Origin of the sequence: Streptomyces sp. NBC_00483 (assembly GCF_036013745.1) — a bacterium.
GTDB lineage: Bacteria > Actinomycetota > Actinomycetes > Streptomycetales > Streptomycetaceae > Streptomyces.
On sequence record NZ_CP107880.1, the window covers coordinates 4,785,648 to 4,809,279 of the forward strand.

Genomic DNA, 23,632 nt, shown 5'->3' on the forward strand with positions numbered 1-23,632 from the left:
GAAGGTACACCGCAGGTTGACGTTGCCTCCCGTCAGTGAGGCACTTCAAATCTCTCCAGGGTGGCTGCGAATCGGGCGGATCAGCAGAACGCCGAGGCCCGGGCAGACGAGTTGTGGTCCAGGGTCTCGATCCGCATTGGGCGCAAGCAAGCGCCGCCGGCGCACAGGAGGGGAACCGACGGACGCGGCGGCAGCCTGCTCACCGCAGGAACGTTTCCACACGAGGATCATGAAATCTCGTAACCGCGCCGCCTTGAGTCGACGGACCCTTCAGCTCCGTAGGTGGGAGGCCGCGGCTGTGGCCTGATGTTTGTGGGCATGGTCCGCAGCAGCCGCACCGGCTCATGTTGTGACTGATCGCAAGGGCCATCGCCGGGGCTTCGCGGGGCGTCCTTCGCTGTGCTCGGCTTCACTGTCCAGAGGCGGCCTGCCTCAAGAGGGCGGGGTGAGTCGCGGCGGCGTTTTGTCGCTTTCTGGTGTGAATCTAACGATATGAATCTGACGCCGAAGGCCGTGCAGCCGCCCATCGCCCAGCAGCAGGCCGAGATGCGGGAGCGCCTCCCGTTCGCCGACTCCCAGGACTTCGAGGACGCCTCGCGGGGGCTCATCGCCCGCAGGGTGCCGAGCGCCGTCACCGACGCCGACGGCGCCGTCGTGTGGGACAACGACACGTACGCCTTCCTGAAGGGCGATGCTCCCGACACGGTGAACCCGAGCCTGTGGCGTCAGTCCCAACTGGTCGCCGAACAGGGCCTGTTCGAAGTGGTCGAGGGTATCTACCAGGTGCGCGGCCTCGACCTGTCGAACGTCACGTTCGTCGAAGGCGCCACCGGTGTCCTCGTCATCGACCCGCTGATCTCCACGGAGACCGCCGCTGCGGCCCTGGCCCTGTACCGCGAGCACCGAGGCGAGCGTCCGGTAACAGGTGTCCTGTATACGCACTCGCATGTCGACCACTTCGGCGGCGTCAAGGGCGTCACCACCCAGGAGGACGTCGACGCCGGCCGGGTCACGATCATCGCGCCGGAGGGTTTCACCGAGCACGCGGTGGCGGAGAACGTGTACGCGGGCACCGCGATGGGTCGGCGCGCCGCCTATATGTACGGGGCCGCACTCGCCCGCGGCCCCCAGGGCGCGGTCGGAGCCGGGCTCGGCCAGACCACCTCCACCGGCACGGTCACTCTGATCCCGCCGACCCTGATCGTCACCGAGACGGGGCAGGAGGAGGTCGTCGACGGGATCCGGATGATTTTCCAGATGGCCCCCAACACCGAGGCGCCGGCCGAACTGCTCATCCACTTCCCCGACTTCAGGGCCCTGTGCACGGCCGAGGACGCCACCCACACGCTGCACAATCTGCTGACGCTGCGCGGCGCCGTGGTCCGTGACCCGCACGCCTGGTCGCACGCGCTCACCGAGACCATCGACCTGTTTGGCGAGGCGACGGACGTGGCGTTCGCCTCGCACCACTGGCCCACCTGGGGGCGGGACCGCGTAGTCGGCTTCCTGGGCGTCCAGCGTGACCTCTACGGCTACCTGCACGACCAGTCGCTGCGGCTGATCAACAAGGGCTGGACCGGCATCGAGATCGCCGAGCACCTGGAACTGCCCCCGGCTTTGGAGAACGCCTGGAACACCCACGGCTACTACGGTTCGGTCAGTCACAACCTCAAGGCCATCTACCAGCGCTACATGGGCTGGTTCGACGGCAACCCGGCCCACCTGTGGCAGCACCCTCCGGTCGAAGCCGGCCGACGCTATGTCGAGTTCATGGGCGGTGCCGACGCCGTCGTGGACAAGGCGCGCGGTTCCTTCGATGAGGGCGACTACCGGTGGGCGGCCGAGGTGCTCAGCCACGTCGTCTTCGCCGAGCCCGACCATGCCGCGGCCCGCGAACTGCTCGCCGACACCTTGGAACAGCTCGGCTACGGCGCGGAGAACGGCACGTGGCGAAACTTCTACCTCTCCGGCACCACCGAACTGCGCGCAGGCCAGTTCGGCACCCCCACCGTCACCGCGTCTCCCGACATCGTCGCGCACCTCACCCCCACGATGCTGTTCGACGCCATCGCCATCCAGATCGACGGCCCCAAGGCGTGGGACGAACAGCTCACGGTCGACGTCCGCCTCACCGACGCCGACGAGCGCTACCGCCTCACCCTGTCCAACGGCGTCCTCAACTACAGCGTCGCGACGCAGAAGACGGCCGCGGACGTCACCCTCACCAGCACAGTCCACGCCCTGTCGGAGCTGGCTGTCACCGGGCTCACCCCGGAGAGCCTCGACCGGGCCGGTGTCCAGGTCGAGGGCGACACGTCGGCGCTCCAGCGCCTCACCGCCGTACTCGATCCCGGCGACCCGGACTTCCCCATCGTCACCCCCTGACCTATTGCCAGGTGTTCGACGGGCCCGCGCCCGGCACGTGCCGTCCAGGAGGGCGATCATGACCGACAGCGGGACCCCGCGGCCCCCACCCCTTCGCCTGAGAACCCGGCGCCACCGGTCAAGCCAGCCGGACTCGGACGTCCGACGGCACGCGACGTCGTCTCCGGCTTCGCCACCGGCCTGTTCTCCATCCCCGAAGGCATGGCCTACGCGGGTATCGGAGGCTTCGCCGCGCCCCTGGGCCTATGGTCCGGCGTCGTCCCCACCATCGTCGGCTCGGTGTTCGCCCGTACCGCCCTGATGGTCACCACCCTCACCATCCTGGTCGGCGTGGTCATGCTGCTGATGAGGCTGCTGAAGCTCGGCTCCGTGATGTCGTTCGTATCGACAGCCGTGATGACCGGCTTCACCACCGGCATCGCACTGCAGATCGTCACCGGCGTCCTCAAGGACGCCACCGGCAGCAGTAATGATCGTGTTCCCTCGGCGGTCGGTGGCCGGGGAACACGCCCCTTGATCCGTTCACCGTTCCTGTCATAAGAACATCGCTCCACCCGACCTCTATGCATAGCTCGCCCGCTCGTAGATCCTTTGGAGCTGTGACAGAAGCGGCTAACACTCCTTCATGGACCAAAGGCATCAGTGCGATCACTCTCTTCGTCGAGGATCTCGACGCCACGAAGCAGTTCTACCGTGAGGTCTTCGGGCTACCGGTGGCCTACGAGAATGACAACTCGGCTGTCTTCGAGTTCGGCAACACCATCATCAACCTGCTGAAGATCACAGCAGCACCCGAGCTCATCGCGCCCGCTCGCGTCGCCCAGGCCGACGTCGGCTCCCGTCTCCAACTCACCCTGCCGGTGGACGATGTGGACGCGATGTGCAAGGAACTGGTCGCCCGCGGTGTCACCCTGCTCAACGGCCCCATGGACCGGCCCTGGGGCATACGGACCGCCAGCTTCCGCGATCCCGGCGGCCACATCTGGGAAATTGCCCAGTGACTGCGCCGCTTGGCCTCGGGCCCCGGACACACCTCTGCCGGCCACCTCGACGCGGCGCGAAAACTCCTCGACGGCCGACGATGGATGATCCAGACCTAACGCGGCCGGCGGGTATGCCACCAAGGACAGGCTGAGTCCACGAAGTGCCTGAACGGCCTTGCGGAACAACCCGGCAGGCCGTGCCGATAACCAACGTCTGGTCGCTGAGGCTCCGTGTGCGCCTCGCATGATGATCAGTGCGGATGCTGCGGTTGGACAGCGATGCTTCTAGGGGGAGTTGAAGTGCAGAACACGAGTGGAGAGGCTGGCCTCGTCATAGCCGTGGTGGTCGTCGGCCTGGTAATACGGCAGCAGCTGCGTACCCGTCCCGTTTCGCGTGCCGGATCGCTGGTCACTCCAATGGCAGTCGGTGCCTTTGGTGCCATCGGGATCGCGTTCGGTATCGGCTCGGTCGTCAAATATCGCCCGCTGACCACGCTGACCGTTGCCCTCCTGGTGGCAAGCCTGGCCATCGCGGCGTCATTCGGCGTGGCAAGGGCCCGGACCGTGGAGATCTGGCGTGGACCCCAGAGCGAGGTGCTGCGCAAGGGGACGGCAGCGACGACTGGTCTGTGGCTCGCCTCGGGTGGGGTGCACATCGGGCTGGCACTGTGGATCGACCACGCGGCCGGGACCGGGCTCCTGGGGAGCGCGTCGCTCTACGCATACCTGGCGATCGGCCTGGGGACGCAGAACCTCCTGGTGCGCAGGCGCGCCGCCGCACTCTCCTGGCTCTGTCCATAGCGCTGTTCGGGTCCACCGCCGTGGTGGTGGGCCCCCGGGCTCCGCCCGTGCGAGCCTGTCGGCCGCGTATCAGGGCCAGTTCCTGTCGTATCTGGCGGTGGACCTCGTCCTGGGCCTCATCGTCCCCAGCCTCGCCAACTCGCTCCAGGCCGTGCTCGACCAGCGCAAACTCCTGGCCCACCGCATCGAGGAACTGCTGGAGGCCCACCCTCTTTCCCAGGTCCTGATCTCGATGCCCGGTATCGGCATCAGGACCGGCGCCCGCATCCTCATCGACGTCGGCGACGGCACCCGCTTCCCCAGTGCCGCCCACCTCGCGGCCTACGCCGGCCTCGCCCCCGCGACCCGCAGCTCCGGGTCCTCGATCCGCGGCGAACAGCCCTCCCGCAGAGGAAACAAGCAGCTCAAACGAGCCTTCTTCCTCTCCGCTTTCGCCGCCCTGGGCGACCCGCAATCCCGCACCTACTACGAAAAGAAGATCAGCCAGGGCAAGCACCACACCCAAGCCCTCCTCTGCCTCGCCCGCCGCCGAGCCGACGTCCTCTTCGCCATGCTCCGCGACGGCACCTTCTACCAACCACCAACCCCGATTGCCCCTTGACCAAAGTCATAGGGACGCCCCCCCAACGTGGTGCTCTCGCCTGCTGCTTGGACGGTCAGCAACCTCAAGTGCACCTGCGCAGCGGGCACTTCACCCTCCCGCACCATTCCATCCGTGATAGCACAGGAGGGGTTTGTCAGGTCGAGTGTCGAACGGGGTGCTGTGGTGGCTGTGGGCTATCTGGTGACCGTGGTGTTGGCCGTACTGATCGTGGTGTTCTGCCTGGCTCGCATACGCGGACCGCAACCGCTCTTCTACTTCAGCTACCGGCTCGGCCTGGTCTTCAACGAGATCCCGCACGTCGCTCTCTACGCACTGGCGGCCTCGACGGCACTGGCCTTCTCGGAAGGCGACATCACCACGACCTCCGACCGGGTGAACGTCGGGGTGGCGGGGGCCGCGGCTGCCGGACTCATGGTGGTCACCCTGCGCGGGATGCGGGCGGCGTCCGTGGTGCGTGTCGCCTTGGACGACGCGCTCGGCGCCGGGACAGGGACGCACCGCCGGCCGCCGCTGGCACGCATCCTGTTCAGGCCCGTCTTCCGCCGCCGCCGTGACGTCAAGCGGGTGGGCAACCTCAGCTACGGGGACGCAGGCCGTCGCAACCTCCTCGACGTCTACCACCACCGCTCGTGCCCCGAGGGCGGCTCCGTAATGATCCACTTCCATGGTGGCCACTACGACCAGGGTCGGAAGAACACTCAGTCGCTGCCCCTGCTCTACCGGCTCGCCAGCCAGGGCTGGGTCTGCATCAGCGCCAACTACCGGCTGCGCCCCGACTTCCCGCATCCCGCCCATCTGATCGACGCGAAGAAGGTCATCGCCTGGGCGCGCGAACACGCAGCGGAATACGGCGCGGCGCCTGCGGCGGCCGTGTTCGTATCGGGGAGCTCCGCAGGCGGGCACATGGCGGCGCAGGCAGCACTCACCCCCAATGAACCGGACTACCAGCCCGGGTTCGAGGAGGCGGACACCTCCGTGACCGCCGCCGTCGTGCTCAACGGTTTTCTCGCGGAGTACTTCGACGGAGACCCGGCGACCTCGCCCGTAAACCTCGTCCGGACGGATGCACCGCCATTCCTCATCGCGCACGGGGACCTGGACGAGCACGTGGACACGGAGAACCCAAGGGCTCTTGTCACCGCTTTGGGATCGGTCTCCGCCTCGCCGGTCGTGTACGTCGAACTACCGGGTGCCCACCACGCTTTCGACCTCTTCCACTCATTCCGGTTTGAAGCGCTCATCGGCGGCGTCGAGGACTTCGCCGCGTGGGTGACGGCCCGGAGGAATCCGGCCTAAGAACTCGTCACACGATCATGCGTTGATCTCGCCGCCGCGCGGGCCCGCGGCCGCGTCGGAGGGCGCCCCAACGCCGTCAACGCCGACCTGCTGCGTCAGGCCCGCGACCTGCTGTCCAACCCGGACAACAGCGTCGAGTCGATTGCCGAGCTCCTCGGCGTCTCCGTCGGCGCCCTCTACAACCACATCCTTGACCTCAAGCCGCTCCGCGTCACCCGCATCCCCACGGTTTCGCCCGGGGAACGCTGAGCTCAGCACGGGTGGGGGCATGGTGCGAGAGGTGGAGGGGGCGGGCGAGGGGTCACGGGGTGGGGAAAACCGAACCACCGGGTTACGTGCGGGCACCATCGTCCACAGTGGGCCCGCCCGGAAAGCTGGAGGCATCGCGTTCGTCCAGCTCACAGTGAGGTGCATTCCCATGGTCACATCAGCTTCCCCGGCCCCGGCCCACCTGTCCGCTCCGTCCATCCGACGCGGAGCGCGGGCGGTCCTGCGGGAGCCGTTCCGGGCAGCGACCTGGCGGCGCGTGGCGTACCTGCTGCTGGCCCTGCCGGTCGGCGTGCTGTGCGTACCGCTGGCGCTCGTCGGCGGTCCGGCCGGCCGCGTCCAGCGCGGGCTGGCCCGGCGGCTGCTCGGCCTGCAGATTGCGGAGCCGGCGCACACCGGCCCCAGGGCCCTGGCACACGCAGTGATCAGCCTGCCGCTCAACCTCATAGCCGCCGTGCTCACCGTCTACGGCTGGTCGACGGTGCCGCTCAACTTCGGCTGGCCGCTGCGTCCCCTCATCAGCCTCGGCGACGCCGACCCCACCCACGCCTGGGGTGGCCCAACCCTCGCGGGAGTCTGGGGTCTGCACGCCCTCGGCGGGCTGGGCTTCCTCCTCCTCATGCCGTGGATCGGCCGGGGCCTGACCGCACTTCAGGCCCGGCTGGCCACCGGCCTCCTCGGCGGCCGCCGCACCGGGGTGCTCACGCCCGTACTCCTGGCCCTGCTGGTCGTCGTCGTGGGTGCCGCACTGGCCCTCCCGGTCGCCCATCAGATCTAAGTTGAGTCCCATGCGCCGCCTACGCACCTTCGTCACCACCCCCTTCGCCCCCAGAAGCCTGACCGCTCTCCTGTACACACTCCTCGTGCTGCCCCTCGCCGTGGCGGGGGCCCTGCTCGTCGTCACCGGCCTGCTCCTCGGCGGCCTGCTGTCGGTGACCCCGCTCGGCCCGTGGCTGATCGCACTGACCGTGCGCGGCGCGCTCTCCCTGGGAATTCTCCAACGGGCACTGGCTCAGGCCCTGTTGGGGATGGCGATCGAGCCGCCGGTGCTGCGCAGCGAGCCCGGAGTCTTCGGCTGGCGGCGGGCCGCGCTCGGCGCCCGGGCCGGCTGGCGCGCGGTGGGCTGCGCGCTCGCCGCGCCCCTGACCGCGGCCCTGCCCGTCGCGGCCGTGACGATCGGCTACGTGTACGGGCTGCTGCTGGCCCTGCATCCCGTCCTCAAGCACTGGAACTACGTCACCGTCCGCGCGGCCGACGGTTCCGTACGGCACGTATCACTGCAGGTCATGGGTGTCGAGTTCGACTCCTGGCCGCGCTGGGTGGTGGCCGTCGCGGCCGGGCTGCTGCTCCTGCTGACCGCCCCGTGGTTGTTGCGCCACGCCCTCGCCCCGCACCGGGCTCTACTCAGCTCCCTCCTCGGCCCGGGCGCCGCCGACCAGCGCATCCGCACGCTCGAGGAGACCCGCGCCCAGGCCGTCGACGACGCGGCGGCCGTGCTGCGCCGTATCGAGCGGGATCTGCACGACGGCGCACAGGCGCGTCTGGTCGGCCTCGGGATGCATCTGACGCTGATTCATGAACTGATCACCGCCGACGCCGACCGCGACCGGCTGCTCGCAGTCGTCCACACCGCCCAGGGCAACGCGAAACAGGCCGTGGTCGATCTCCGCAACCTTGTCCGCGGCATCCACCCGCCCGTCCTGGACCAGGGGTTGGACGCCGCGCTGGCCACTCTCGCCGCGGACAGTGCGCTGCCGGTGACCCTCACCGCCGACATCCCCGTCCGCCCCACCCCTGCGATCGAGTCCATCGCCTACTTCTGCGCCGCCGAGCTCCTCGCCAACGCGGTCAAGCACAGCAGCGCCTCGGAAGTGTCCATCGATGTCGCCGCCGGGTCGGGAGCGGCGGCCGGTGCGCTGCGGCTGGCCGTCCGCGACGACGGCCGCGGCGGGGCGGTCCTCGGTGCGGGCAGCGGGCTGACCGGTCTGTTGGCCCGGGTCCGCACCGTGGACGGCATCCTGACCTGTGACAGTCCCTCCGGAGGGCCTACGGTGGTCACCGTCCTCCTGCCCGCCAGATGAACAACTGATCACAGACAGCAGAGGTACCGGCCATGCGCGTCGTCATCGCCGAGGACTCCGCGATCCTGCGTGACGGACTCGCCCAACTCCTCGCCCTGCGCGGCGTGGAGGTGGCCGCCGCCGTCGAGGACGCCGAGGCACTGCTCACCGCCGTCGCCGAGCACCGTCCGGACGCCGCCGTGATCGATATCCGGCTGCCGCCCGGCCATACCGACGAGGGCCTGCGCGCGGCTGTGACGATCCGTCAGGAGTATCCGGCCACCGGCGTGTTGATCTTCTCGCAGTACGTCGAGACGAAGTTCGCGGACCGCCTGCTCGGCAGTCGGAGCACAAGCAGTGGAAGTGACGGTGGTGGAATCGGCTATCTCCTGAAGGAACGCGTCATGGACATCGGCGAGTTCGTGGACTCGCTGCGGCGGGTCGCGGCCGGTGGTACCGCCCTGGACCCGGAGGTCGTCGCCCAGCTCTTCGGCGCCGCCCGCCGCGCCTCGGCATTGGACGCCCTGACCCCGCGCGAGCGCGAGGTGCTGTCCCTGATGGCCCAGGGCCGGACGAACTCCTCCATCGCGGAGGCCTTCGTCGTCTCCGAGCGTGCGGTCGAGAAGCACATCGCCAATATCTTCACCAAGCTCGACCTACCACCCTCCGACACCGACAACCGGCGGGTGCTGGCGGTGCTGCGCTACCTGGAGACCGGCGGCGCGTAGCCCCGAGTCTCCGTCGGGTCCGCGGCGCCGAGCCGCGAGGAGGTCGTCGCGAGCATCAAAGCCACTGCCTGCAAATGACCTCTACCGCAGGCAGCCCACGCCCTGCACAAGCTCCCGAACCAGCGTCATCAGGCCGGGGTCGGCTGAGTGAGGTTCACCGCGTTACCGTCGGGGTCCTTGATGTGGGCGACGCGCTGTCCCCACGGCATGTCGTTGGGTCCGCCGGTGACCGAGCCACCCAACGCCTCCACCCGGCCGAGCGTCGCCTCGACGTCGTCGACACCGATGCTGAGCAGGATCCGCGGCGCCGCCCTGCTTCCCGGGTCGTCCTTGGCCACCAGCCCGAGGTCGGTGTCGCCGATGCGCAAGCCGAGGTAGAAGACCGGGCCCTTCGCCGGCACCCGGAAGATCTCCTCGGCCCCGAACAATTCCGTATAGAAGCCGAGCAGAACGTCCTGGTCGGCAGTCAGGATCACTGGCTGGATGGTGGACATGGCACCCCTGTCGAGAACGGTCGTATCGCTGGACAGACCGTTCGAGGGCGGTGGACTCATCGGCAAACTCGCTCCGCCGGACGGACCGCTGGTGAAGGACTTGAGCGCCGGCTTCACCCAAGCCGGAAGAGCTCTCCGCAACGTGAGCCCACCGGCTCATCACTCACGTGCCATCGGGCACTTCTTCCTGCCGTGGCTGGTAGTCGAGATATACACGGTCCGTGTGACCAGGCCATGACAGGGAGAGCCGCCGGCATCCGGCCTGGGGCAGGTCCACGATCGAGGAACCTAGATCCACAACGCGGGCAACCCGCTGCGCCGGATTCGCGAGTGTGGCCTCGATGGTCAACCGCGCATCACCGGGAGCGTCGTCGCGCGGCACCCAGCGGATCTTGTTCGTTCTCGCGCTGCCGCCGGACGGCGCGTGGTACGGATAGCCGAACAGGACCGCCAGGATGCGGTTGTGCTCACCGAGCGCGTAGTGGGGCACGCTGCGGGGTCCGAAGCTGTCAGCGGCCCACGTCGGGAGGCGACCAGACCTGGTTCCCGGGCCGCAGGTCCCACCTCCGTTGGTGGCCGCCGAACGGGATTTCGGTGTGCGGTCTGTGCCGGCGGCGTCCGGTGTGGACTTTCCTAACGAACACGCGGGCAGAAGGACAGCGAGCAGCAGGCACAGCGCCCCAAAGGATCTGGGCGCGCCTTTCACGCGATCGGTGCGGGCAGGTGTCTTCACGCACCACTCCCCCAAGTTGACCTGCCGTCCGGGCACTTAACGGTAGTCCGCAGGCTCAGCTGAGGGTGCGGGTCTGTGCAGCGATCGGTGGAGCGCGGTCGGGTTGATTTAGCTGCGGCCTGCGGCGAGTCGGCCGTCGAGGGTGATGTCGAAGGCCTGAAGCGCGGCCTTCCAGCGCATGGTCCAGCGATTGCGTCCGGTGCCGTGGGATCCAGGCTCATGACGGCCAGGCAGACGCACTTCAGCTCGGCCTGCAGACGGTGCAATCGGCAAAACGGGTGAGCACGGGTCGCCACGAAGGCGCCGCTATGAAGTGGCCTGCCCATCCTCACCTGCACGCGGCACGGAACCTCCGGGCTCAGCTGGGTTGGAGTGGCGCTCGGATGCCTCCAGGAGGGACTCCCAACTCCTTTGCCTCGCCTTGTAGACGCACCAGCTTTCACTGCGCATTCGCTGAAATACGCCGAGTTTTCTGAGGATGAGGCGGTCGTCGGCGTTCGCCTCCAGTCGCCCCGCCCGTATCTCGTCCAATCGCCACCCGAGTACCGCAGCATCAAGAAGTGCCTCGAACGTCGGCTCTGCTTCGTCTCCCATTGGCTGCCCTTCCCCTGAGCTTGCCTGTGAGTCGTCAGCGTACGTCGCGTCGTTCAACTGCGTTCCACATGAAGCTATTTGACCGAAGGTGCGCGATTGGTGCGCAAACTGTCCACCGGCACGAAAAGGAGCCCCCCTCGCCCGCCACGTCCGCACGCGGAGCCCGCTCCCGCGCGCAGGTCAACCCACCGGAGCGCCGCCTACGACAAGTGCTTCCGCATCAGTGTGCATGTGGTCTCGTATCGACGCAGTGTCCCGTCGGAGGCTTGCTCGTCCCACGAATCGGGCCGGCTGCCGTACGCGATGTAGCCCAGGCGTTCGTACAGGGCGCGAGCGCGCGAATTGTCCTCTTCCACGCCCAGCTCCGCCTGCCGCAGGCCGCGGTCCTTGATGCGTTGTTCCGCGGCCTCAATGAGGACGGTTCCGATTCCACACGATTGCAGTGCGGGATGGACGGCCAACTGCCACAGAGTTCCAGCACCTTCTGAGGCCCGGTAGTCCACGCCGCCCTTCGCGATCGGAATGTTCGCGGGCGTGCAGACGGCCAAGTAATCGACGTCACCAGCCTGAGCTCGCTTCAACTGCTGTGCGACGCCTCGGAGATGGTGGTCGGATCCTGCCCATGAGCACGACGTCAGATCAGCAGACGTCAGATCACGCACGACGAGTCTCACCTCAACCTTGACCAAGACAAGCACCTCCGGCATGCCCGCATCCCCACCGACCAGGCCCGGCGCGATGCGGATTCGCGACGCGGGCCTGCACAGCGCCTGCCAGAAGGCGAGCGGCCTGGCCCCCTGGCGGGCCGTGTCGCTCACGATGCCCAGCCAGTCAGACCGGCGGGTTGGAGTAGGCCTTGCGCCAGAACGCGGCCTTGGTCCCCGATCCTGCGATGCCGTCGAGAGCACCCTTGTAACCGTAGAACTTCTTCAGGTTGGCCTGGAGCGACACGATCGTCTTGGGCCCCACGACCCCGTCGATGGCGCCCTTGTAAGGCGAGGGCTGACTGGGCCAGGTGGCCAGGTATCGCTGCAGCGCCTTCCAGCTGCTGGTCCCGAGCGCCCCGTCGATCGAGCCCGTGTAGCCGTACATGGTGAGGATCCACCGCTGGATCCTTTTGGCACCCTGGCGGTCAAGGCCGAGATTGACCACGGCCGCGCTCGCCGGTCCTGCGAAGCCGACCACCGCCACACCGGAAGCCGCCACCGCCAGCAGCCCGCCTCTGATCAGCCCGCGACGCGAGACACCGTCCCGCCTGCTCTGCTCCACGTTCTTCCCTCCCCGTGGCCGGGGATCTTCTCCCGGCTCGGCGCACAACTTAACCCTGTTCGCCGTCGAACACCCCGGGTTCGTGGACTCCCGCCCTGGGCCCGGCCTTCCCACCGGCGGATCACACGATCACTGGCGCCCCGTTGTCTGCCTCCGCACCTGCCGGTGAACAGCGGGAAGGCAACTGCTCTATCAGCGGCGTCGACGGGTCTGCACAGGCGAGGACGGGGCCGGGCCGCCCGATCACCGAGCGGGCGGTCGAGGTCGTCGTCGAACTCGAACAGGCCGGCTATCTGAATCGGCGACGGGTCGGACGGCGCAACCAGTACACCCTCGACCGATCAGCCGCTCCGGCACCCGGCGGAAAGAGGTCTCACCGTTCGCGACCTGGCTGAAGCCGTTGCAGGCCGTGAGCTTCAGGTGCGCAGAACGTCTGTGGAGTTCTGGTGGGCCTGCGTACCCTCCAGTTGCTTGCTGTGTCACTTCCGGTTCGCCAGGGAGGGTGTGGCGTGCTTGGCGCCGGGAACTCGGACTGCCGTGTTCCGTGGTTAGGCAGTCAGCCTGGGACGCCTGGTGTCCGCGGTCGGCCGTCCGGCGGCGGACACCGCGCACTTGGTCTGGGATCCGGTTGTCGTGCGGCCTCATGGCGTAGAGGAAATGCGCGGGGCCGTAACTGATTGGGCGGGCTTTCCAGAGGAACCTGGAAGTGGGTGGTACCGGCAGTGACGGGCTCCCCTCCACGGCTGGTGCCGCCCCGGCCGTGGCGCCGATGTCGCGGGAATGCGTCGGAGCCACGGGGACTGGTCCGACGATTCCTTCCCTCGGCGGCCCAACCGGAACGCCGTAATGCCTCAGATGCGCAGCGCGATGGTCGGAGGCTTGCGGAGCTCCCCTGTTGCCGCCGCAGATGCGGCGGCAACAGGGGACGCGCGGGACCGTGGCTCCCCTTTTCTCGGTCCTCGCGCGGGGTGCCCTCCTGGCGTGGGGGCGAGGCTGCGGGAGTTGCCTCGCCGCTCGGTCACGTGCGGAGGGCGGAGGCTGGAGCCGCGTTGTCGGTGATGCGGCTCCAGCCGGCCTCGGTCGTCATGACTCGGGGGCAGGGAGCCCGGGGCATGGGTGTGAGCCCAATTCCCCTTCTAGGTGCGAGCGTAGGGCGGTCCCAGGGCGATCGGAAGAGCGTTGCGGGCATGCGGCCCGCGAGGCCGGTCGGTTCCAGGAGCCCACGGCTCATCGCATAGGAGATGTCGAGGGCGGCGTGCTCGTCGACCACCTGGTCGACGATGTGCTGCTGGCCCAGATCGTGCCCACCCGACGCCTGCCATGCCGCGTGCCGGTTGACGTTGTACTTGCGCTGCACCCCGCTACGGAGACCGAGCTGAGACTTCGTGCGGAGGCGTCATCCTCAGTCTCGGCCGGCAGAGTCCGTTGAATGGAGAAGAACGGGTGGCGGCCGCCGTTCGGGACGGCGGCCGCGTGCCCTCCTGTCCTCCCCGGACAAGCCACTGGAGCACTCCCTCCAGGCAGCCGGGGGCGTGCTTCTGCCCGGCCTCGAAGTTGCCCCGAGGGACCGGCCGGGCTGTCGGTGACTTCCGCGGGAGTGGAAGGCAAGCCCGGCGTCTTCACGATGCGCCACAGGCTCGCTCTGCTGCAGGGTTGCCCCTCCCCGGTAGGCCAGAAGGCGCGGAGGGTTGTACTCACCGTAGAACCCGAGCTGCAAAACGAACCCTGACAGCCCGGAACCGTTACGCACGGCCGCACCGCGCTGCACGGACACGTGCGGCCACTGTCCTCACAAGTCCCCGAATCGCACAGTGGCGACGGGTGTTCCCCGTGCACGGGATAGCCTGGGGTTATGCGGTGCTTTTGTGTGCCGCGCGGCGGTGGGGCTCGCCGTACCCGAACCGCGGCAATGCTGCCGCCAACAGTCCCTACCCGTGACCGACCCTGTCCGTGCACCTGCGGTCGGGGCACCACGTGTAGGGAGAGGTATGCGTTCGGACGAGACTGGGCTGTCGACAGCGGAGCCCACCGACCCCGATATCGATCTGGCCGGGACGGGGCAGCGCCAGGAGCTGCGGCGTTCGCATGACGGTGTCTTGCTGGTGATCGCTCTGGGCGGGGCGCTGGGTGCTGTCGCTCGCTTCGAGGCCGCCCAGGCGTGGCCGACCGTCGGCAACGGCTTCCCCTTCACCACCTTGGCGGTGAACGTCATCGGCTGCCTGGTGATCGGGATCTTCCTCGTCGCGGTCACCGAGATCTTCTCCGCCCGCCCGCTGCTCCGCCCGTTCTTCGGCACCGGGGTACTCGGCGGCTTCACGACCTTCTCCACCTACTGCGTGGACATCGAGCGTCTCGTCACCGGCGGCCGGCCGGGCATCGCACTCACCTACCTGGCGGCAACCGCCGCGGCAGCGGTGGCCGCGGTGACCGTGGGCGCGTGGAGCACGCGCCGGATCCTGGCGAAGTGGAGCGAATCATGAGCTGGAGCACGCAGGCGGCACTGCGGCTGACCGTCCTGGTCGATGACACCGACCTGTGGCACCACAAACCTGTGTGCAGCGAGATCGTCCACCGGGCCCACGCCGCTGGACTGATGGGCGCCTCGATCTTCCACGGCATGGAGGGCTTCGGCAGCCGACAGGTTGTCCACACCACCCGGCTGCTGTCGATGGCCGACGACCTCCCCGTGGCCGTGGTGATCGTCGATACCGAAGAACGCGTCCAAGCCTTCCTCCCGCAGCTGGAAGAGATGAACATCGAGGGCCTGATCACCCTGGAACCCGTCCAGGTCGTCCGCTTCGACAGCGCACAGGTGAAGAGCCCGTGAGTGATCTTCTGCTGGTCGCTCTCGGCGGCGCGGTCGGCGCCCCGCTGCGCTATCTCACCGACAGGGCCGTCCAGGCCCGCCACGACACCGTCTTCCCCTGGGGCACGTTCACCGTCAACGTCGTCGGCTCCCTGATCCTGGGCACCCTCACCGGCGCCGCCCTCTCCGGAACCGCCGGACACACCGTGCAGCTGCTACTGGGCACCGGGCTCTGCGGAGCACTGACCACCTACTCGACGTTCTCCTACGAGACACTGCGCCTGGCCGAGGGTGGGGCACGGTTCTTCGCCGCGGCCAATGCCGTCGTCACCATCGTGGCCGGACTCGGCGCCGTCTTCGTCGGCTCTGCCCTCGCCCAGGCACTGTTCGCATGATCCGAATCAGCGCCGCGCAAGAAGGCCGGCATGTACGGACCTGCTCGCTTCCCTGCCGAGCACCAGAACTTGCCGTGTCCGTGCTGTTCGTCGGATGGGCTGCGGCGACACTGCCCGATCTGATCGATGCCAGGTCGTAGGTACGGGCTCCGATTGGCCCGCACCCGGTCGGCCAGACGCGGCGGTCGATAACCGACCATCTCAGTCCGAGTATTTACCCACCCTGCCCTCTTGTGACCGTTTGGTGACATTGGTGGTGAGTCTCGTGGCAAGACGCCAGTGCAGAGGAAGTTGCGACTGCCTCCGTACGTGAGCACGAACTGCAAGGAGGAACGAACATGGTCATCTCGCGCGCCACCATCGCCGTCACCGCCGCGGTCGCTTTCGCTGCCGCGGGAACGGGGACGGCTCTCGCATCTGACGCCACATCGTCTGCGACGCGAGCCACGCAGGAATGCCAGCCGGGCACTCTGAAGGCGACCACGACGCAGCTCGGGACCGAACAGGCGGGCATGAACCATGCCGGGACGTTCCTGAAGCTCACCAACACCGGGAACGTCACTTGCGTGATTTCCGGCTACGCGGGCCTCGCCCTGGAAGGCAGCGGCCACACCGCGCTGACGACGCAGACCGAACACAGCGACACCTACTTCGCCGCGGACCCCGGGCGGCATGATGTCACCCTGCAGGCTGGCGACTCGGCCTACGCCGACCTCGTGTGGACGCATACCGGAGCTGATACTGCAGCCGCCCGCTACCTGCAGATATCGCCTACGGGCGGCAATTCGCACAGCACCGTGGCCTTCAAGCAAGACGTGGACAACGGCGATCTGTCAGTCACGGCGTGGAGCGACGCTCCGCCCACCATCTGAGTTGGGTGTGGCTCTCGGCTCTTCCAAGATTTTCGTAGGCGTTGATCGACTGCCCGGTTTCCGCTCGGCCGGCTGGATCGGCACGGCACGCTGGTGACGTGTGATGTCAATGTGACGGACCTGCTGCCGCAGCTGTCGGCGGGAGCAGCGCAGGGAGAGAGCCATCCGTGGCCTTGAGCAGGCAGACTGACGGGATGGAAATCGTGGGGACGTGGTCGGGCACCGTGTGCGTAGAGAATTCTCTGTTCGGGGCGCAGGAGGACGCCACCGTCGGCGAGGAGCCCTGGACGGAACTTGACCTGGACTCAGGCCCTCTGGTTGCCGGTCGCGGCGCTTTGCTCATCGTCAGCCCCTCGATTGATCACGACGCTGACGTCACGGTTCAGGTACTGAGCGGCGCGCCCGACGCTCGTGAGCAGGCAGGGTGGGCGACGGCCGGTAGGGCCGTGTACCACAGCACCGGTACTGATCTGGCTGTCTGTTCTCTCACACAGGGCTTCGAGTCGACCGGACTCGAGCTCCAGGAGCGCACGTACTCGGTTCGGCTGTTGCGGCGCCAAGTCCAGATGGAAGAGCAGAACGACGCATTCCTCATCCAACTGTGGTGAGCCGGCGGGTGGGTGGCGCGATCTGCGATCACGCCACCCACCGTGCGCTCTCAGGTGATGCGAACCTGGAACGCGTCGGTGTGCAGGACTCTCTGCGCCTTGTAGAACGCTGCCAGGGCTGCTCCGGCCTTGGAGTTGTCAGTACCCGGCACGTACTTCAAGGAGTAGTTGCCGTTTCCCGCACCGCTTCCTTCCCAGGTTGCGGCGAAGGGGAATTCGTCGCACTGTTCGTCCGCGTTGGGCGGTGGCAGCTTCTTGCATTCACGGGCCGTGGTGTTGCGGTTGTTCTTGTACTGGCCGTCCGCCGTGGCGTCCCACTTCGAGTACAGCCGGTAGTTCTCCCTGGTCAACCACTACCAGCAACAGATGCCGAAGCCCCTGTCCGCCCCATTCGTCACCGCCCACGGCAAGGAACTCGGCCTCGGCCGTGACACCCGGGTATGGCAGTTCCTCAAGGCCGCCGCCGAACGCCCGATCACCGAGGAGCAGTGGCGGGACTTCCTGCGGATGAGCCCGTGGTTCGAGGACCACAAGCACTTCATGCGGGACCAGGTGACCGCCTACCGGGAGACGGGACGCCTGGCCGCCGCCACCTACGGCATGGTGCAGGGCAAGGCATCCGTGCGGGACATCGACGAGAAGACAAAACCCTGGATGCTCAACAGCCTCTACGTCCCCCGCACAGTCCGCCACGAACGAGGCGCCCCACTGCCGCGCACCTACGCCGTCTCCGACGACTTCGCCGCCCTGCAACGCGAACAGGACCGCCTCCCGAAAAGCTGATCTGCCCAGACCCCTCCCAGTCCCGGGTGCTGCGGAAGCATGCGTCGCGTGCTCCCCGCTGACGTCCAAGATGAAGCGGGAACGTCTTGCATGTGCTGGGCGGGCGGTGGCAGCGGCATGCGACACCAGCGAGGGATCCTCAGCGAGGCAGGTTCGGTTCCCGGGCTCAGATGCCGGGCGTCCAGCCTGAGGCTCCCGCCCAGGCTTCGGCCCGCTCGCTGATCTCGGCGATCAGCGGGCCCTTGGCCGCCGCGTAGGCGTTCATGTCGGGCCAGTCCTGCTCGGCCAGGTGCTGCTTGTGCCGGGCGTAGGCCGCACGGTCGGCGGCATCCCTGCGCAGCCAGTCGCGGAACAGCAGGTGACGGCGCTCCCACTCGCTTCCGGCCGTGCAGATGTGTACCTGGACGCCCAGGTCGGGGGTGCGCACCATGCGGTGGCCGGGCTGGCGCACGCGCAGGACGTATCCGGCCCTCTCCAAGGCCAGGAGATAGGCGTCCTCGTCATCGGCGTCCGGCACGCTCAGGTCGATGTCGATGATGGGCTTGGCGACCAGCCCGGGCACGGCCGTCGAACCGACGTGGTCGACCCGCCGGGCCACCGGGCCCACCGCGTCGACGATGCGTCGCCGTTCCCGCTCGAACGCGACCGGCCATGCCGGGTCGTAGGCGACAACCCGGATCTCGCGCTTTTCCTGGCCGCCTATCAACTCAGTCTGATCGCCCATGACTCCATTACAGCCCAGCGGGATGACGGTCTGTTCCCCGGTCCATGCCAATTCGCCCGCGGCCTACAGCTACGAGCCTTGGGTTCACAGTCATCCAGGCACCTGCCAGTGGCTGTCCGTGCCGTCAGGGTGCTCAACGGGCACGGCTTGGTCGGGGTAGGGGCGAGACGGACGCGGGCTGTACCTGCGGGCTGGGTGCCACGTGGGCCCGGTGATCGCTGCGGGCCTGTGCCGCGAGGGCGCGTGCGCTGGGTGCTTGTCGTGCGGCGAGGCGTTGGATGCGCCAGGTGAGGACCCGGGCCGGTCGGTCGGCGTCGGCAAGCGGGCGTCGGCCGACGGCGCTGCGCAAGACCTCCTCGGGGTTGTGCCCGGCCTTCTCGGCTTGGGTGAAGGTCGCGGTGAGCGCGTCGAAGGCGGCGTCCTCGACGATCTTCTCGGCGTACTCGGGTACGACGTGGTGGACCAGGCGGATGTGCCGTTCGACGGTGGGGCGGGGCGGCCGTTGCTGGGCGAGAGCGGCCAGGGGTGCAGTAGCCGCTTCGTCGTAGGCGGCCTGGAGGTCGAGCTGGGTGCGCTGAGCGGCGGCGGCCTGCTGGTCGTGGTGGCGGAGCTGGTGCCATCGGGCAGCAGCGATCACGGCCAGGAGCGCGACATCGAGGAACATCGCCAGGACGGCGCCGTCCTTCGGCGACGGCTCGCGCAGAATCGCGCGGACCGCACTGCGCAGGGCGCGAGCATGCTGGTGATCGGCCCGGATGCGGGAGCGAGCCGCTCGCTCAAACTCCCTTGACGCCCTATGGAGTTGGGCCCGCAGTGGTGCGGGCGCGATGAGGGGCAGGGTGTCGAGGGCTTCGCCGAGGGCGTTGATGTGGGCTTGGGCGGCCTCGTCATCGGCGTTGCTGTCGAGGTGGTGGGGGATGCGTTCGGTGGCGGCTGTTGCCTGGTGCCAGGGGTCCGTGCGACGCGCGGCCGTCTGACCGTCGGCGTGCGAGGCAAGGTCGTCGAGTCGCTTTTTGATCTTCGGGAAAGACAGGTCCGGTGCGAGTTCGGAGCCGGAGAACCGGATCGGCTCGCCGGCCTGGTTGGTGTCGCTGGTGAGAGTGACCGTGTAACCCCGGATGTCGCCGGAGGGGAAGTGCTTCACGTCGACCTGGACACCGTCGGTGTGAGCGAGCAGGTCGAGAAACTCCTCAGTTCCGCGGGCGGCGGCCACGGCGGTACGAACCGTGGTGCGCAGGCGCTCGCGAGTAGTGCTGGGCTGCCCTGCGCGCTTGGCCTTCTCCTGTTCGGCGCGGGTGGATCGCCTGGCGGCCGTGCGGTCACCGCGCACCACCTGGAACAGGCCGTACTCCTTTTCGACCTTGGCGAGTTCGCGGTCGGCGGTGAGGTAGTCGTTCCAGTGCCGGGCCGGGCGCAGGTCGGCGCGGATCGTGGTGGCGGCGATGTGGATGTGGTCGTCGGCGTGGCGCACGGCGACCCAGCGGCAGCCGTCCGGATCACCGGCGGGGGCGATGCCGGTGGCGGCGACGACGCGGCGGGCGATGTCGGCCCATTCGTCGTCGGTGAGGTGGCGGTCGGTTGTGGCGGCGCGGATCGAGCAGTGCCACATGTGGCGTTCGGGCGCGCGGCCGAGGCGTTCGGCCTGTTTGACGTGCAGGTCGAGGTCCGCGACGAGCTGCCTGCGGGCGGCGTCGGGGTCATCGGGGGTGCGGCCTGGGTCAGGGGCGAAACCATCCCAGGAGGCGACCAAGTGCGGGTCGTGGTGGTCGGTGGCCTTCTTGGTGTCGTACAGGTAGCGGATGAGGCCGGCGGTGCTCTTGCCGCCCGTGATCTTCGCGATCACCCGGCCGCCTTCGTGGTGACGGCCTGGTTCGCGGCGTTCGCGATGTGGCGGACCGCCGTGCCGACGGCATCCAGGGTGCGATCGGTCTGGGCCAGCAGGGCGCTGTCCCCAGGGTGTGGATACCCGCCGGAGTTGAGCCTCCAGGCGATCTGGTTGACGTTGCGGCCGATCTTGGCGACCTGCTCACGCAGGGCGTTGAGCTCGTCGATGTAGTCGTCGAGCTGGGTGCGCTGGCCGGGGAGAGTGAAGCCGAGGTCACCGTTGATGTGGGCCATGACGAGGGCGCCGACGTAGTGGGCGGCCGCGATGTTCAGGGACCGGGCCTTGGCCAGGATGACGGCCTTCTCGTCGGCGCTGTAGCGCACGTCGACGCGGTCTGTGCGCTGCACGGGCATGCGGCTGCGACGGCGGGCGACGCGGTGCACGGCGGCTTCGTCGGCGGCACGCGGCAGCGGCAGTTCGGCGTCGACGAGAGGCTTCTCCGAAGTGGGCGCCCCCTGGCGCCCGCGTGCCTCCGCCACCCCTGGGGCGGAGGCTCCCCCGTTGGACCGGCCCTTGGACGGTCCAACGGGATACCTTGCTCCGCCGGTGGGCCCGGTGGTCATCTCCTGCTGGGCGGTGCGCAGTTCGTCGTGCGACTCATGCATGGGCTGGTTCTCCGGGAGTGCGAGGCCGAGATCGAGGAGGTCTGGAAGTCAGGCGGCTTCCGCGCCGAGTTCTGGTCGACCGGCGGCGGCGTCGAGCTCCGTCTGGACGAGGCCCTTCAGCTGGTCCGCTTCCTGTCGCCCGATGCTGAGGCCCTGGTTACGGAAGGCGGTCTCGATGTGGCGGCGTGAGGCGCGTTCGTTGCGGCCCAGGGGTGCGGTGCGGGCGATGTCGAGCCGGTCTGCGGAGGCGTACTCGAAGGTGAACTCTTCGGTCGTGGCTGGGGCCTCAGGAGCGTCAGCCACGTCGGTAAGGCCCGAAGCGGCGCCGGTGGCGTCTGGTACCACGTCGGTGGCCTCGGCTTCCACTTCGGGCGTGGGATGGCGGCGGACGACGAGGTAGAGGTGGACGGCGCCGGCCAGAGCGAGTGGGGCGATGGCCGAGAGCGCTCCGACGGTGACGTCGTCGAGCCGGAGGCCGTCCCCCGGGTGGGTCTGTTCGTTGAGGCGTACAGCGTGCAGGGCGTTGGCCCAGATGCTGGTGATGGTGGCGGCGCCGACGAGGGTCCATACGTAGGCGCGTGAAGGGGTGGGGGCGGTGCGCAGCATGAGCAGAGCGCCCACGCCGATGCCGATGAACCCGTCGATCACAAGCGGGAAGGCGTACGTGAGCAGCCCGCGGATGTGGATGGCCACAGCCATCTGCCGCAGGGCGTCGTAGGAGAGGGCGAAGGCGAACGCGGCGAGCAAGGCGATGCCGGCGCGGATCGCTGCGGTGCCCGCGGCCGGGGCCGTGGGCGTGGCCGGGGTGGTGCGGGAGGGCAAGGTTCGAACTCCAGAAAGATGCTTTGCGGGACTGTGAGGGGAGCGTTCACGCGGGGTCACGCGAGGGGGCGTACACGCGGGCCCCCTTCTAAAGGGGGGCCCGCGCGTGAACGCTCGGGTGCGTGTACGGCGTGAACGGTCCCGTGATCGTTTGACCTGCGGTTTTTCCGTGTCCGTGTACGCCGCGAGCGGTTCATGGCGCCGGTTGCGCGTGAGGGGCGCGTGTACGGTTCCGTGAACGCTCTGCAGGGGCCGGGGACGGTTCAGCCGACGGCGGTGAGGTGGCGGGCGGAGGCGTAGTAGCGGGCCTGCTGGCCGCCCCCGGATCCTCCGGCGATGCCGTCGGCGCGAGTGGCCAGGCCGGTGTCGACGAGGCGGGTCAGATGGCGGCGTGCCTTCTCCACGTCGGCACGCTCGGGCTCGGCCCCGCCAGTGAGGGTGGCCGCCAGCTCGCGGACGGTCATCCCGTTCACGGCGTTGCGCAGCAGGACGGCGGGATCCCGGCTGGGGTCGACGGTGGTGGTGCCGCGCTTGTGGTCGTGGGTGACGTCCAGCGGGCCGATCTCCCCGGTGGGGGTTTTGAGGTGGTGCAGGGTGACGGCGGGGTCGCCGGCCCGGCCGGTCACGAACAGGACGCTGCCCGCTCCGGCCGTCAGCCACGTGGAGCCGTAGACCTGGTCGAGGGCTGGGCGTTGGCCGCGTGGGGCGTCGGCGGTGGCCTTGCGCTGGTGGTGCAGCTCCAGGATCTCGACGCCGCCTCGCAGGGCGCGCATGCGGGCGTTGTGGAAGGCGACGGCGAGGCTGTCGTCGACCATGGTGCTGACCGCGTCCTTGAGGCTGTCGATCACGATGGTGTCGGCCTGGTGGGCGGCGGCGAGGTCAGCGAGGAGGTCCGGCTCCTTGTCGAGGGTGGCGGGCAGCGGACCCTGCCAGACGACGAGCCGGTCCCGGAGGATCTTCTCGTCGGTGTCGAAGACGCGCCGTGCCATGGCCTTGGCGATCTGCTTGGGCCGGTCCATGGCCAGGTAGAGGACCCGCCTGCTGGGGGCGACCGGCATTTCCAGGACCGTCTCCTGCAGGCCGAGGCGGGCGAAGATCACCTGGTGGGCCAGGGTGGTCTTCCCGACCCCCGGTGCGCCGACGATCATCAGGCTCTCGCCGGGCGCCCAGATGGTCTGTTCCCGGGTGCCCCACAGGGGTTCGGCGTCCGCGCCGGTCTCGCGCACGAAGCACCAGCCGTCGACCGCGAAGCGCGACAGGCGCCCCTGCCCCGACGCGAGGGCGCGCTCACGTTCGGAGCGCATCTCGGTTTCCACCTCGCTGCGGAGCGCCTCGGGATCGGCTCCCGGTTCCCGGGCGCGCTGCACGGTGTGGACTGCGAAGGAGAGCAGGCGGCGCAGGTCGGCCTTCGCGCGGACGATCTGTGCGTGGTGTTCGGCGCTGCCGATGCCATAAAGGGCGTTGGCGAGCTGGTGCAGGTGGGCAGGGCCGCCGATTCGCTGCAGGTCGCCCTGCTGCTGGAGTACCTCGGTGAGCACGATCGGGTCGGTCGGCTTGTCCTCGCGGTGCTGGGCGAGGAGCGCGCGCCAGATGGTTTCGTGCGCGGGCCGGTAGAAGGCGTCGTCGCCCAGGACGGGGCGGACCGCGTCGATGACGGCGCTGTCGTGCATGCAGGCGCCGAGCACCGCGCGCTCGGCGTCCACGTTGTAAGGCGGCTCGGCCGCGTCGAGCGTCGACTCGGGACCGTCCTCGTAGCGGGATGGCGTGTTCGGCCGGTTGTCGGCCATACTGGGCCTCAGCTCCTCTGCTCGCGGGCCATACGGGACGGCAATCCCGGCCTCGCGTGTTGATCGCTAGGGATGGCGGTTGAGAGGTTTGCGCTTGAAGCCCCCGGCACTGCCGGGGGCTTTTTCGTGCC

At 68.6% G+C, this 23,632-nt stretch carries 26 protein-coding genes and 2 pseudogenes; 15 read left to right on the forward strand and 13 right to left on the reverse strand.

What is annotated here, in order from left to right; genetic code table 11:
• Window positions 1-492 precede the first annotated feature (492 nt).
• From OHA73_RS21290 to OHA73_RS21315, 6 genes and pseudogenes are all read left to right on the forward strand, one after another.
• Complete coding sequence (locus tag OHA73_RS21290) at window positions 493-2,385, forward strand: alkyl/aryl-sulfatase (RefSeq protein WP_403726000.1); 1,893 nt, start codon at window positions 493-495, stop codon at window positions 2,383-2,385.
• A gap of 3 nt (window positions 2,386-2,388) precedes the next feature.
• A complete protein-coding gene (locus OHA73_RS21295) occupies window positions 2,389-2,925 on the forward strand; it encodes a SulP family inorganic anion transporter (RefSeq protein WP_266718706.1) in 537 nt (178 codons plus the stop codon).
• 59 nt (window positions 2,926-2,984) lie between these two features.
• Window positions 2,985-3,386, forward strand: coding sequence for a VOC family protein (locus OHA73_RS21300; RefSeq protein WP_266711625.1), 402 nt, complete (start codon window positions 2,985-2,987; stop codon window positions 3,384-3,386).
• A 399-nt stretch (window positions 3,387-3,785) separates the two neighbouring features.
• Window positions 3,786-4,169 (forward strand): hypothetical protein, encoded by a 384-nt coding sequence (locus OHA73_RS21305; protein ID WP_266711627.1) that lies wholly within the window; start codon window positions 3,786-3,788, stop codon window positions 4,167-4,169.
• A gap of 115 nt (window positions 4,170-4,284) precedes the next feature.
• A pseudogene (locus OHA73_RS21310) lies at window positions 4,285-4,770 on the forward strand (transposase); the annotation flags it as partial.
• Between the two features lie 165 nt (window positions 4,771-4,935).
• Window positions 4,936-6,069, forward strand: coding sequence for an alpha/beta hydrolase (locus OHA73_RS21315; protein WP_327655838.1), 1,134 nt, complete (start codon window positions 4,936-4,938; stop codon window positions 6,067-6,069).
• A gap of 15 nt (window positions 6,070-6,084) precedes the next feature.
• On the opposite strand, the gene OHA73_RS21320 is transcribed toward OHA73_RS21315, so the two are convergent.
• A complete protein-coding gene (locus OHA73_RS21320) occupies window positions 6,085-6,255 on the reverse strand; it encodes a hypothetical protein (protein WP_327655839.1) in 171 nt (56 codons plus the stop codon).
• A gap of 232 nt (window positions 6,256-6,487) precedes the next feature.
• On the opposite strand from OHA73_RS21320, the gene OHA73_RS21325 reads away from it, so the two are divergent.
• The 3 genes from OHA73_RS21325 to OHA73_RS21335 are packed head-to-tail and all read left to right on the forward strand — an operon-like array spanning window position 6,488 to window position 9,124.
• Complete coding sequence (locus OHA73_RS21325) at window positions 6,488-7,114, forward strand: hypothetical protein (protein ID WP_327655840.1); 627 nt, start codon at window positions 6,488-6,490, stop codon at window positions 7,112-7,114.
• A gap of 10 nt (window positions 7,115-7,124) precedes the next feature.
• Complete coding sequence (locus OHA73_RS21330) at window positions 7,125-8,417, forward strand: sensor histidine kinase (RefSeq protein WP_327655841.1); 1,293 nt, start codon at window positions 7,125-7,127, stop codon at window positions 8,415-8,417.
• Between the two features lie 32 nt (window positions 8,418-8,449).
• Entirely contained in the window at window positions 8,450-9,124 is a 675-nt protein-coding gene (locus OHA73_RS21335) for a response regulator transcription factor (protein ID WP_266711637.1), read from the forward strand.
• A 128-nt stretch (window positions 9,125-9,252) separates the two neighbouring features.
• Here OHA73_RS21335 and OHA73_RS21340 read toward each other — a convergent pair whose 3' ends face one another.
• The 6 genes and pseudogenes from OHA73_RS21340 to OHA73_RS21370 all read right to left on the reverse strand — a co-directional run bounded on the left by OHA73_RS21340 (window position 9,253) and on the right by OHA73_RS21370 (window position 13,571).
• Window positions 9,253-9,618 (reverse strand): VOC family protein, encoded by a 366-nt coding sequence (locus OHA73_RS21340; protein WP_327655842.1) that lies wholly within the window; start codon window positions 9,616-9,618, stop codon window positions 9,253-9,255.
• 163 nt (window positions 9,619-9,781) lie between these two features.
• Window positions 9,782-10,108: a hypothetical protein gene (locus OHA73_RS21345; RefSeq protein ID WP_327655843.1), complete on the reverse strand. Its 327-nt coding sequence runs from the start codon at window positions 10,106-10,108 to the stop codon at window positions 9,782-9,784.
• Window positions 10,109-10,459: 351 nt separating this feature from the next.
• Window positions 10,460-10,605: pseudogene (locus OHA73_RS21350) on the reverse strand (IS256 family transposase); the annotation flags it as partial.
• Between the two features lie 540 nt (window positions 10,606-11,145).
• Complete coding sequence (locus tag OHA73_RS21355; protein WP_327658498.1) at window positions 11,146-11,652, reverse strand: GNAT family N-acetyltransferase; 507 nt, start codon at window positions 11,650-11,652, stop codon at window positions 11,146-11,148.
• A 124-nt stretch (window positions 11,653-11,776) separates the two neighbouring features.
• Window positions 11,777-12,214: a hypothetical protein gene (locus OHA73_RS21360; protein WP_327655844.1), complete on the reverse strand. Its 438-nt coding sequence runs from the start codon at window positions 12,212-12,214 to the stop codon at window positions 11,777-11,779.
• Window positions 12,215-13,232: 1,018 nt separating this feature from the next.
• Complete coding sequence (locus OHA73_RS21370) at window positions 13,233-13,571, reverse strand: hypothetical protein (protein ID WP_327655845.1); 339 nt, start codon at window positions 13,569-13,571, stop codon at window positions 13,233-13,235.
• Window positions 13,572-14,202: 631 nt separating this feature from the next.
• Here OHA73_RS21370 and crcB (OHA73_RS21375) point away from each other — a divergent pair.
• From crcB (OHA73_RS21375) to OHA73_RS21395, 5 genes are all read left to right on the forward strand, one after another.
• Window positions 14,203-14,694, forward strand: coding sequence for a fluoride efflux transporter CrcB (crcB, locus tag OHA73_RS21375; RefSeq protein WP_327655846.1), 492 nt, complete (start codon window positions 14,203-14,205; stop codon window positions 14,692-14,694).
• Entirely contained in the window at window positions 14,691-15,041 is a 351-nt protein-coding gene (locus OHA73_RS21380; RefSeq protein ID WP_327655847.1) for a DUF190 domain-containing protein, read from the forward strand. The genes crcB (OHA73_RS21375) and OHA73_RS21380 overlap by 4 nt, the downstream gene beginning before the upstream one ends.
• On the forward strand, window positions 15,038-15,415 hold the full coding sequence (gene crcB / locus OHA73_RS21385; RefSeq protein ID WP_327655848.1) for a fluoride efflux transporter CrcB: 378 nt from the start codon (window positions 15,038-15,040) through the stop codon (window positions 15,413-15,415). The genes OHA73_RS21380 and crcB (OHA73_RS21385) overlap by 4 nt, the downstream gene beginning before the upstream one ends.
• Window positions 15,416-15,753: 338 nt before the next feature.
• Window positions 15,754-16,287, forward strand: a complete 534-nt coding sequence (locus OHA73_RS21390; protein ID WP_266711649.1) for a DUF4232 domain-containing protein — start codon at window positions 15,754-15,756, stop codon at window positions 16,285-16,287.
• 194 nt (window positions 16,288-16,481) lie between these two features.
• On the forward strand, window positions 16,482-16,895 hold the full coding sequence (locus OHA73_RS21395) for a hypothetical protein (RefSeq protein ID WP_266711651.1): 414 nt from the start codon (window positions 16,482-16,484) through the stop codon (window positions 16,893-16,895).
• 50 nt (window positions 16,896-16,945) lie between these two features.
• On the opposite strand, the gene OHA73_RS21400 is transcribed toward OHA73_RS21395, so the two are convergent.
• The gene (locus OHA73_RS21400) at window positions 16,946-17,245 is read right to left on the reverse strand and encodes a NucA/NucB deoxyribonuclease domain-containing protein (protein WP_266711653.1); all 300 of its coding nucleotides are present in this window, start codon (window positions 17,243-17,245) and stop codon (window positions 16,946-16,948) included.
• A gap of 16 nt (window positions 17,246-17,261) precedes the next feature.
• Between OHA73_RS21400 and OHA73_RS21405 the strand changes: the two genes are divergently transcribed.
• The gene (locus OHA73_RS21405; RefSeq protein ID WP_327655849.1) at window positions 17,262-17,678 is read left to right on the forward strand and encodes a hypothetical protein; all 417 of its coding nucleotides are present in this window, start codon (window positions 17,262-17,264) and stop codon (window positions 17,676-17,678) included.
• Window positions 17,679-17,844: 166 nt separating this feature from the next.
• Here OHA73_RS21405 and OHA73_RS21410 read toward each other — a convergent pair whose 3' ends face one another.
• The 5 genes from OHA73_RS21410 to OHA73_RS21430 form a co-directional block, all read right to left on the reverse strand.
• A complete protein-coding gene (locus OHA73_RS21410) occupies window positions 17,845-18,402 on the reverse strand; it encodes a GrpB family protein (protein ID WP_327655850.1) in 558 nt (185 codons plus the stop codon).
• A 133-nt stretch (window positions 18,403-18,535) separates the two neighbouring features.
• Window positions 18,536-20,245 (reverse strand): relaxase/mobilization nuclease domain-containing protein, encoded by a 1,710-nt coding sequence (locus OHA73_RS21415; RefSeq protein WP_327655851.1) that lies wholly within the window; start codon window positions 20,243-20,245, stop codon window positions 18,536-18,538.
• Complete coding sequence (locus OHA73_RS21420) at window positions 20,242-20,892, reverse strand: plasmid mobilization relaxosome protein MobC (protein WP_327655852.1); 651 nt, start codon at window positions 20,890-20,892, stop codon at window positions 20,242-20,244. Before OHA73_RS21420 ends, OHA73_RS21415 begins: the two co-directional genes overlap by 4 nt.
• A 48-nt stretch (window positions 20,893-20,940) precedes the next feature.
• Window positions 20,941-21,714 carry a DUF2637 domain-containing protein gene (locus OHA73_RS21425; RefSeq protein ID WP_327655853.1) on the reverse strand — a complete coding sequence of 258 codons (774 nt, stop codon included), beginning with the start codon at window positions 21,712-21,714 and terminating at the stop codon, window positions 20,941-20,943.
• A 263-nt stretch (window positions 21,715-21,977) separates the two neighbouring features.
• Window positions 21,978-23,501: a DnaB-like helicase N-terminal domain-containing protein gene (locus OHA73_RS21430; RefSeq protein WP_327655854.1), complete on the reverse strand. Its 1,524-nt coding sequence runs from the start codon at window positions 23,499-23,501 to the stop codon at window positions 21,978-21,980.
• Window positions 23,502-23,632 lie beyond the last annotated feature (131 nt).

What these genes read in the sequence shown, in the direction of transcription:
- OHA73_RS21290 (WP_403726000.1), top strand. Translation starts at nt 493, where the DNA reads ATGAATCTGACGCCGAAGGCCGTGCAGCCGCCCATCGCCCAGCAGCAG.
- OHA73_RS21305 (WP_266711627.1), top strand. Translation starts at nt 3,786, where the DNA reads ATGGCAGTCGGTGCCTTTGGTGCCATCGGGATCGCGTTCGGTATCGGC.
- OHA73_RS21325 (WP_327655840.1), top strand. Translation starts at nt 6,488, where the DNA reads ATGGTCACATCAGCTTCCCCGGCCCCGGCCCACCTGTCCGCTCCGTCC.
- OHA73_RS21330 (WP_327655841.1), top strand. Translation starts at nt 7,125, where the DNA reads ATGCGCCGCCTACGCACCTTCGTCACCACCCCCTTCGCCCCCAGAAGC.
- OHA73_RS21335 (WP_266711637.1), top strand. Translation starts at nt 8,450, where the DNA reads ATGCGCGTCGTCATCGCCGAGGACTCCGCGATCCTGCGTGACGGACTC.
- OHA73_RS21340 (WP_327655842.1), bottom strand. Translation starts at nt 9,618, where the DNA reads ATGTCCACCATCCAGCCAGTGATCCTGACTGCCGACCAGGACGTTCTG.
- OHA73_RS21355 (WP_327658498.1), bottom strand. Translation starts at nt 11,652, where the DNA reads ATGCCGGAGGTGCTTGTCTTGGTCAAGGTTGAGGTGAGACTCGTCGTG.
- crcB (WP_327655846.1), top strand. Translation starts at nt 14,203, where the DNA reads ATGCGTTCGGACGAGACTGGGCTGTCGACAGCGGAGCCCACCGACCCC.
- OHA73_RS21380 (WP_327655847.1), top strand. Translation starts at nt 14,691, where the DNA reads ATGAGCTGGAGCACGCAGGCGGCACTGCGGCTGACCGTCCTGGTCGAT.
- OHA73_RS21390 (WP_266711649.1), top strand. Translation starts at nt 15,754, where the DNA reads ATGGTCATCTCGCGCGCCACCATCGCCGTCACCGCCGCGGTCGCTTTC.
- OHA73_RS21395 (WP_266711651.1), top strand. Translation starts at nt 16,482, where the DNA reads ATGGAAATCGTGGGGACGTGGTCGGGCACCGTGTGCGTAGAGAATTCT.
- OHA73_RS21405 (WP_327655849.1), top strand. Translation starts at nt 17,262, where the DNA reads ATGCCGAAGCCCCTGTCCGCCCCATTCGTCACCGCCCACGGCAAGGAA.
- OHA73_RS21410 (WP_327655850.1), bottom strand. Translation starts at nt 18,402, where the DNA reads ATGGGCGATCAGACTGAGTTGATAGGCGGCCAGGAAAAGCGCGAGATC.
- OHA73_RS21420 (WP_327655852.1), bottom strand. Translation starts at nt 20,892, where the DNA reads ATGCATGAGTCGCACGACGAACTGCGCACCGCCCAGCAGGAGATGACC.
- OHA73_RS21430 (WP_327655854.1), bottom strand. Translation starts at nt 23,501, where the DNA reads ATGGCCGACAACCGGCCGAACACGCCATCCCGCTACGAGGACGGTCCC.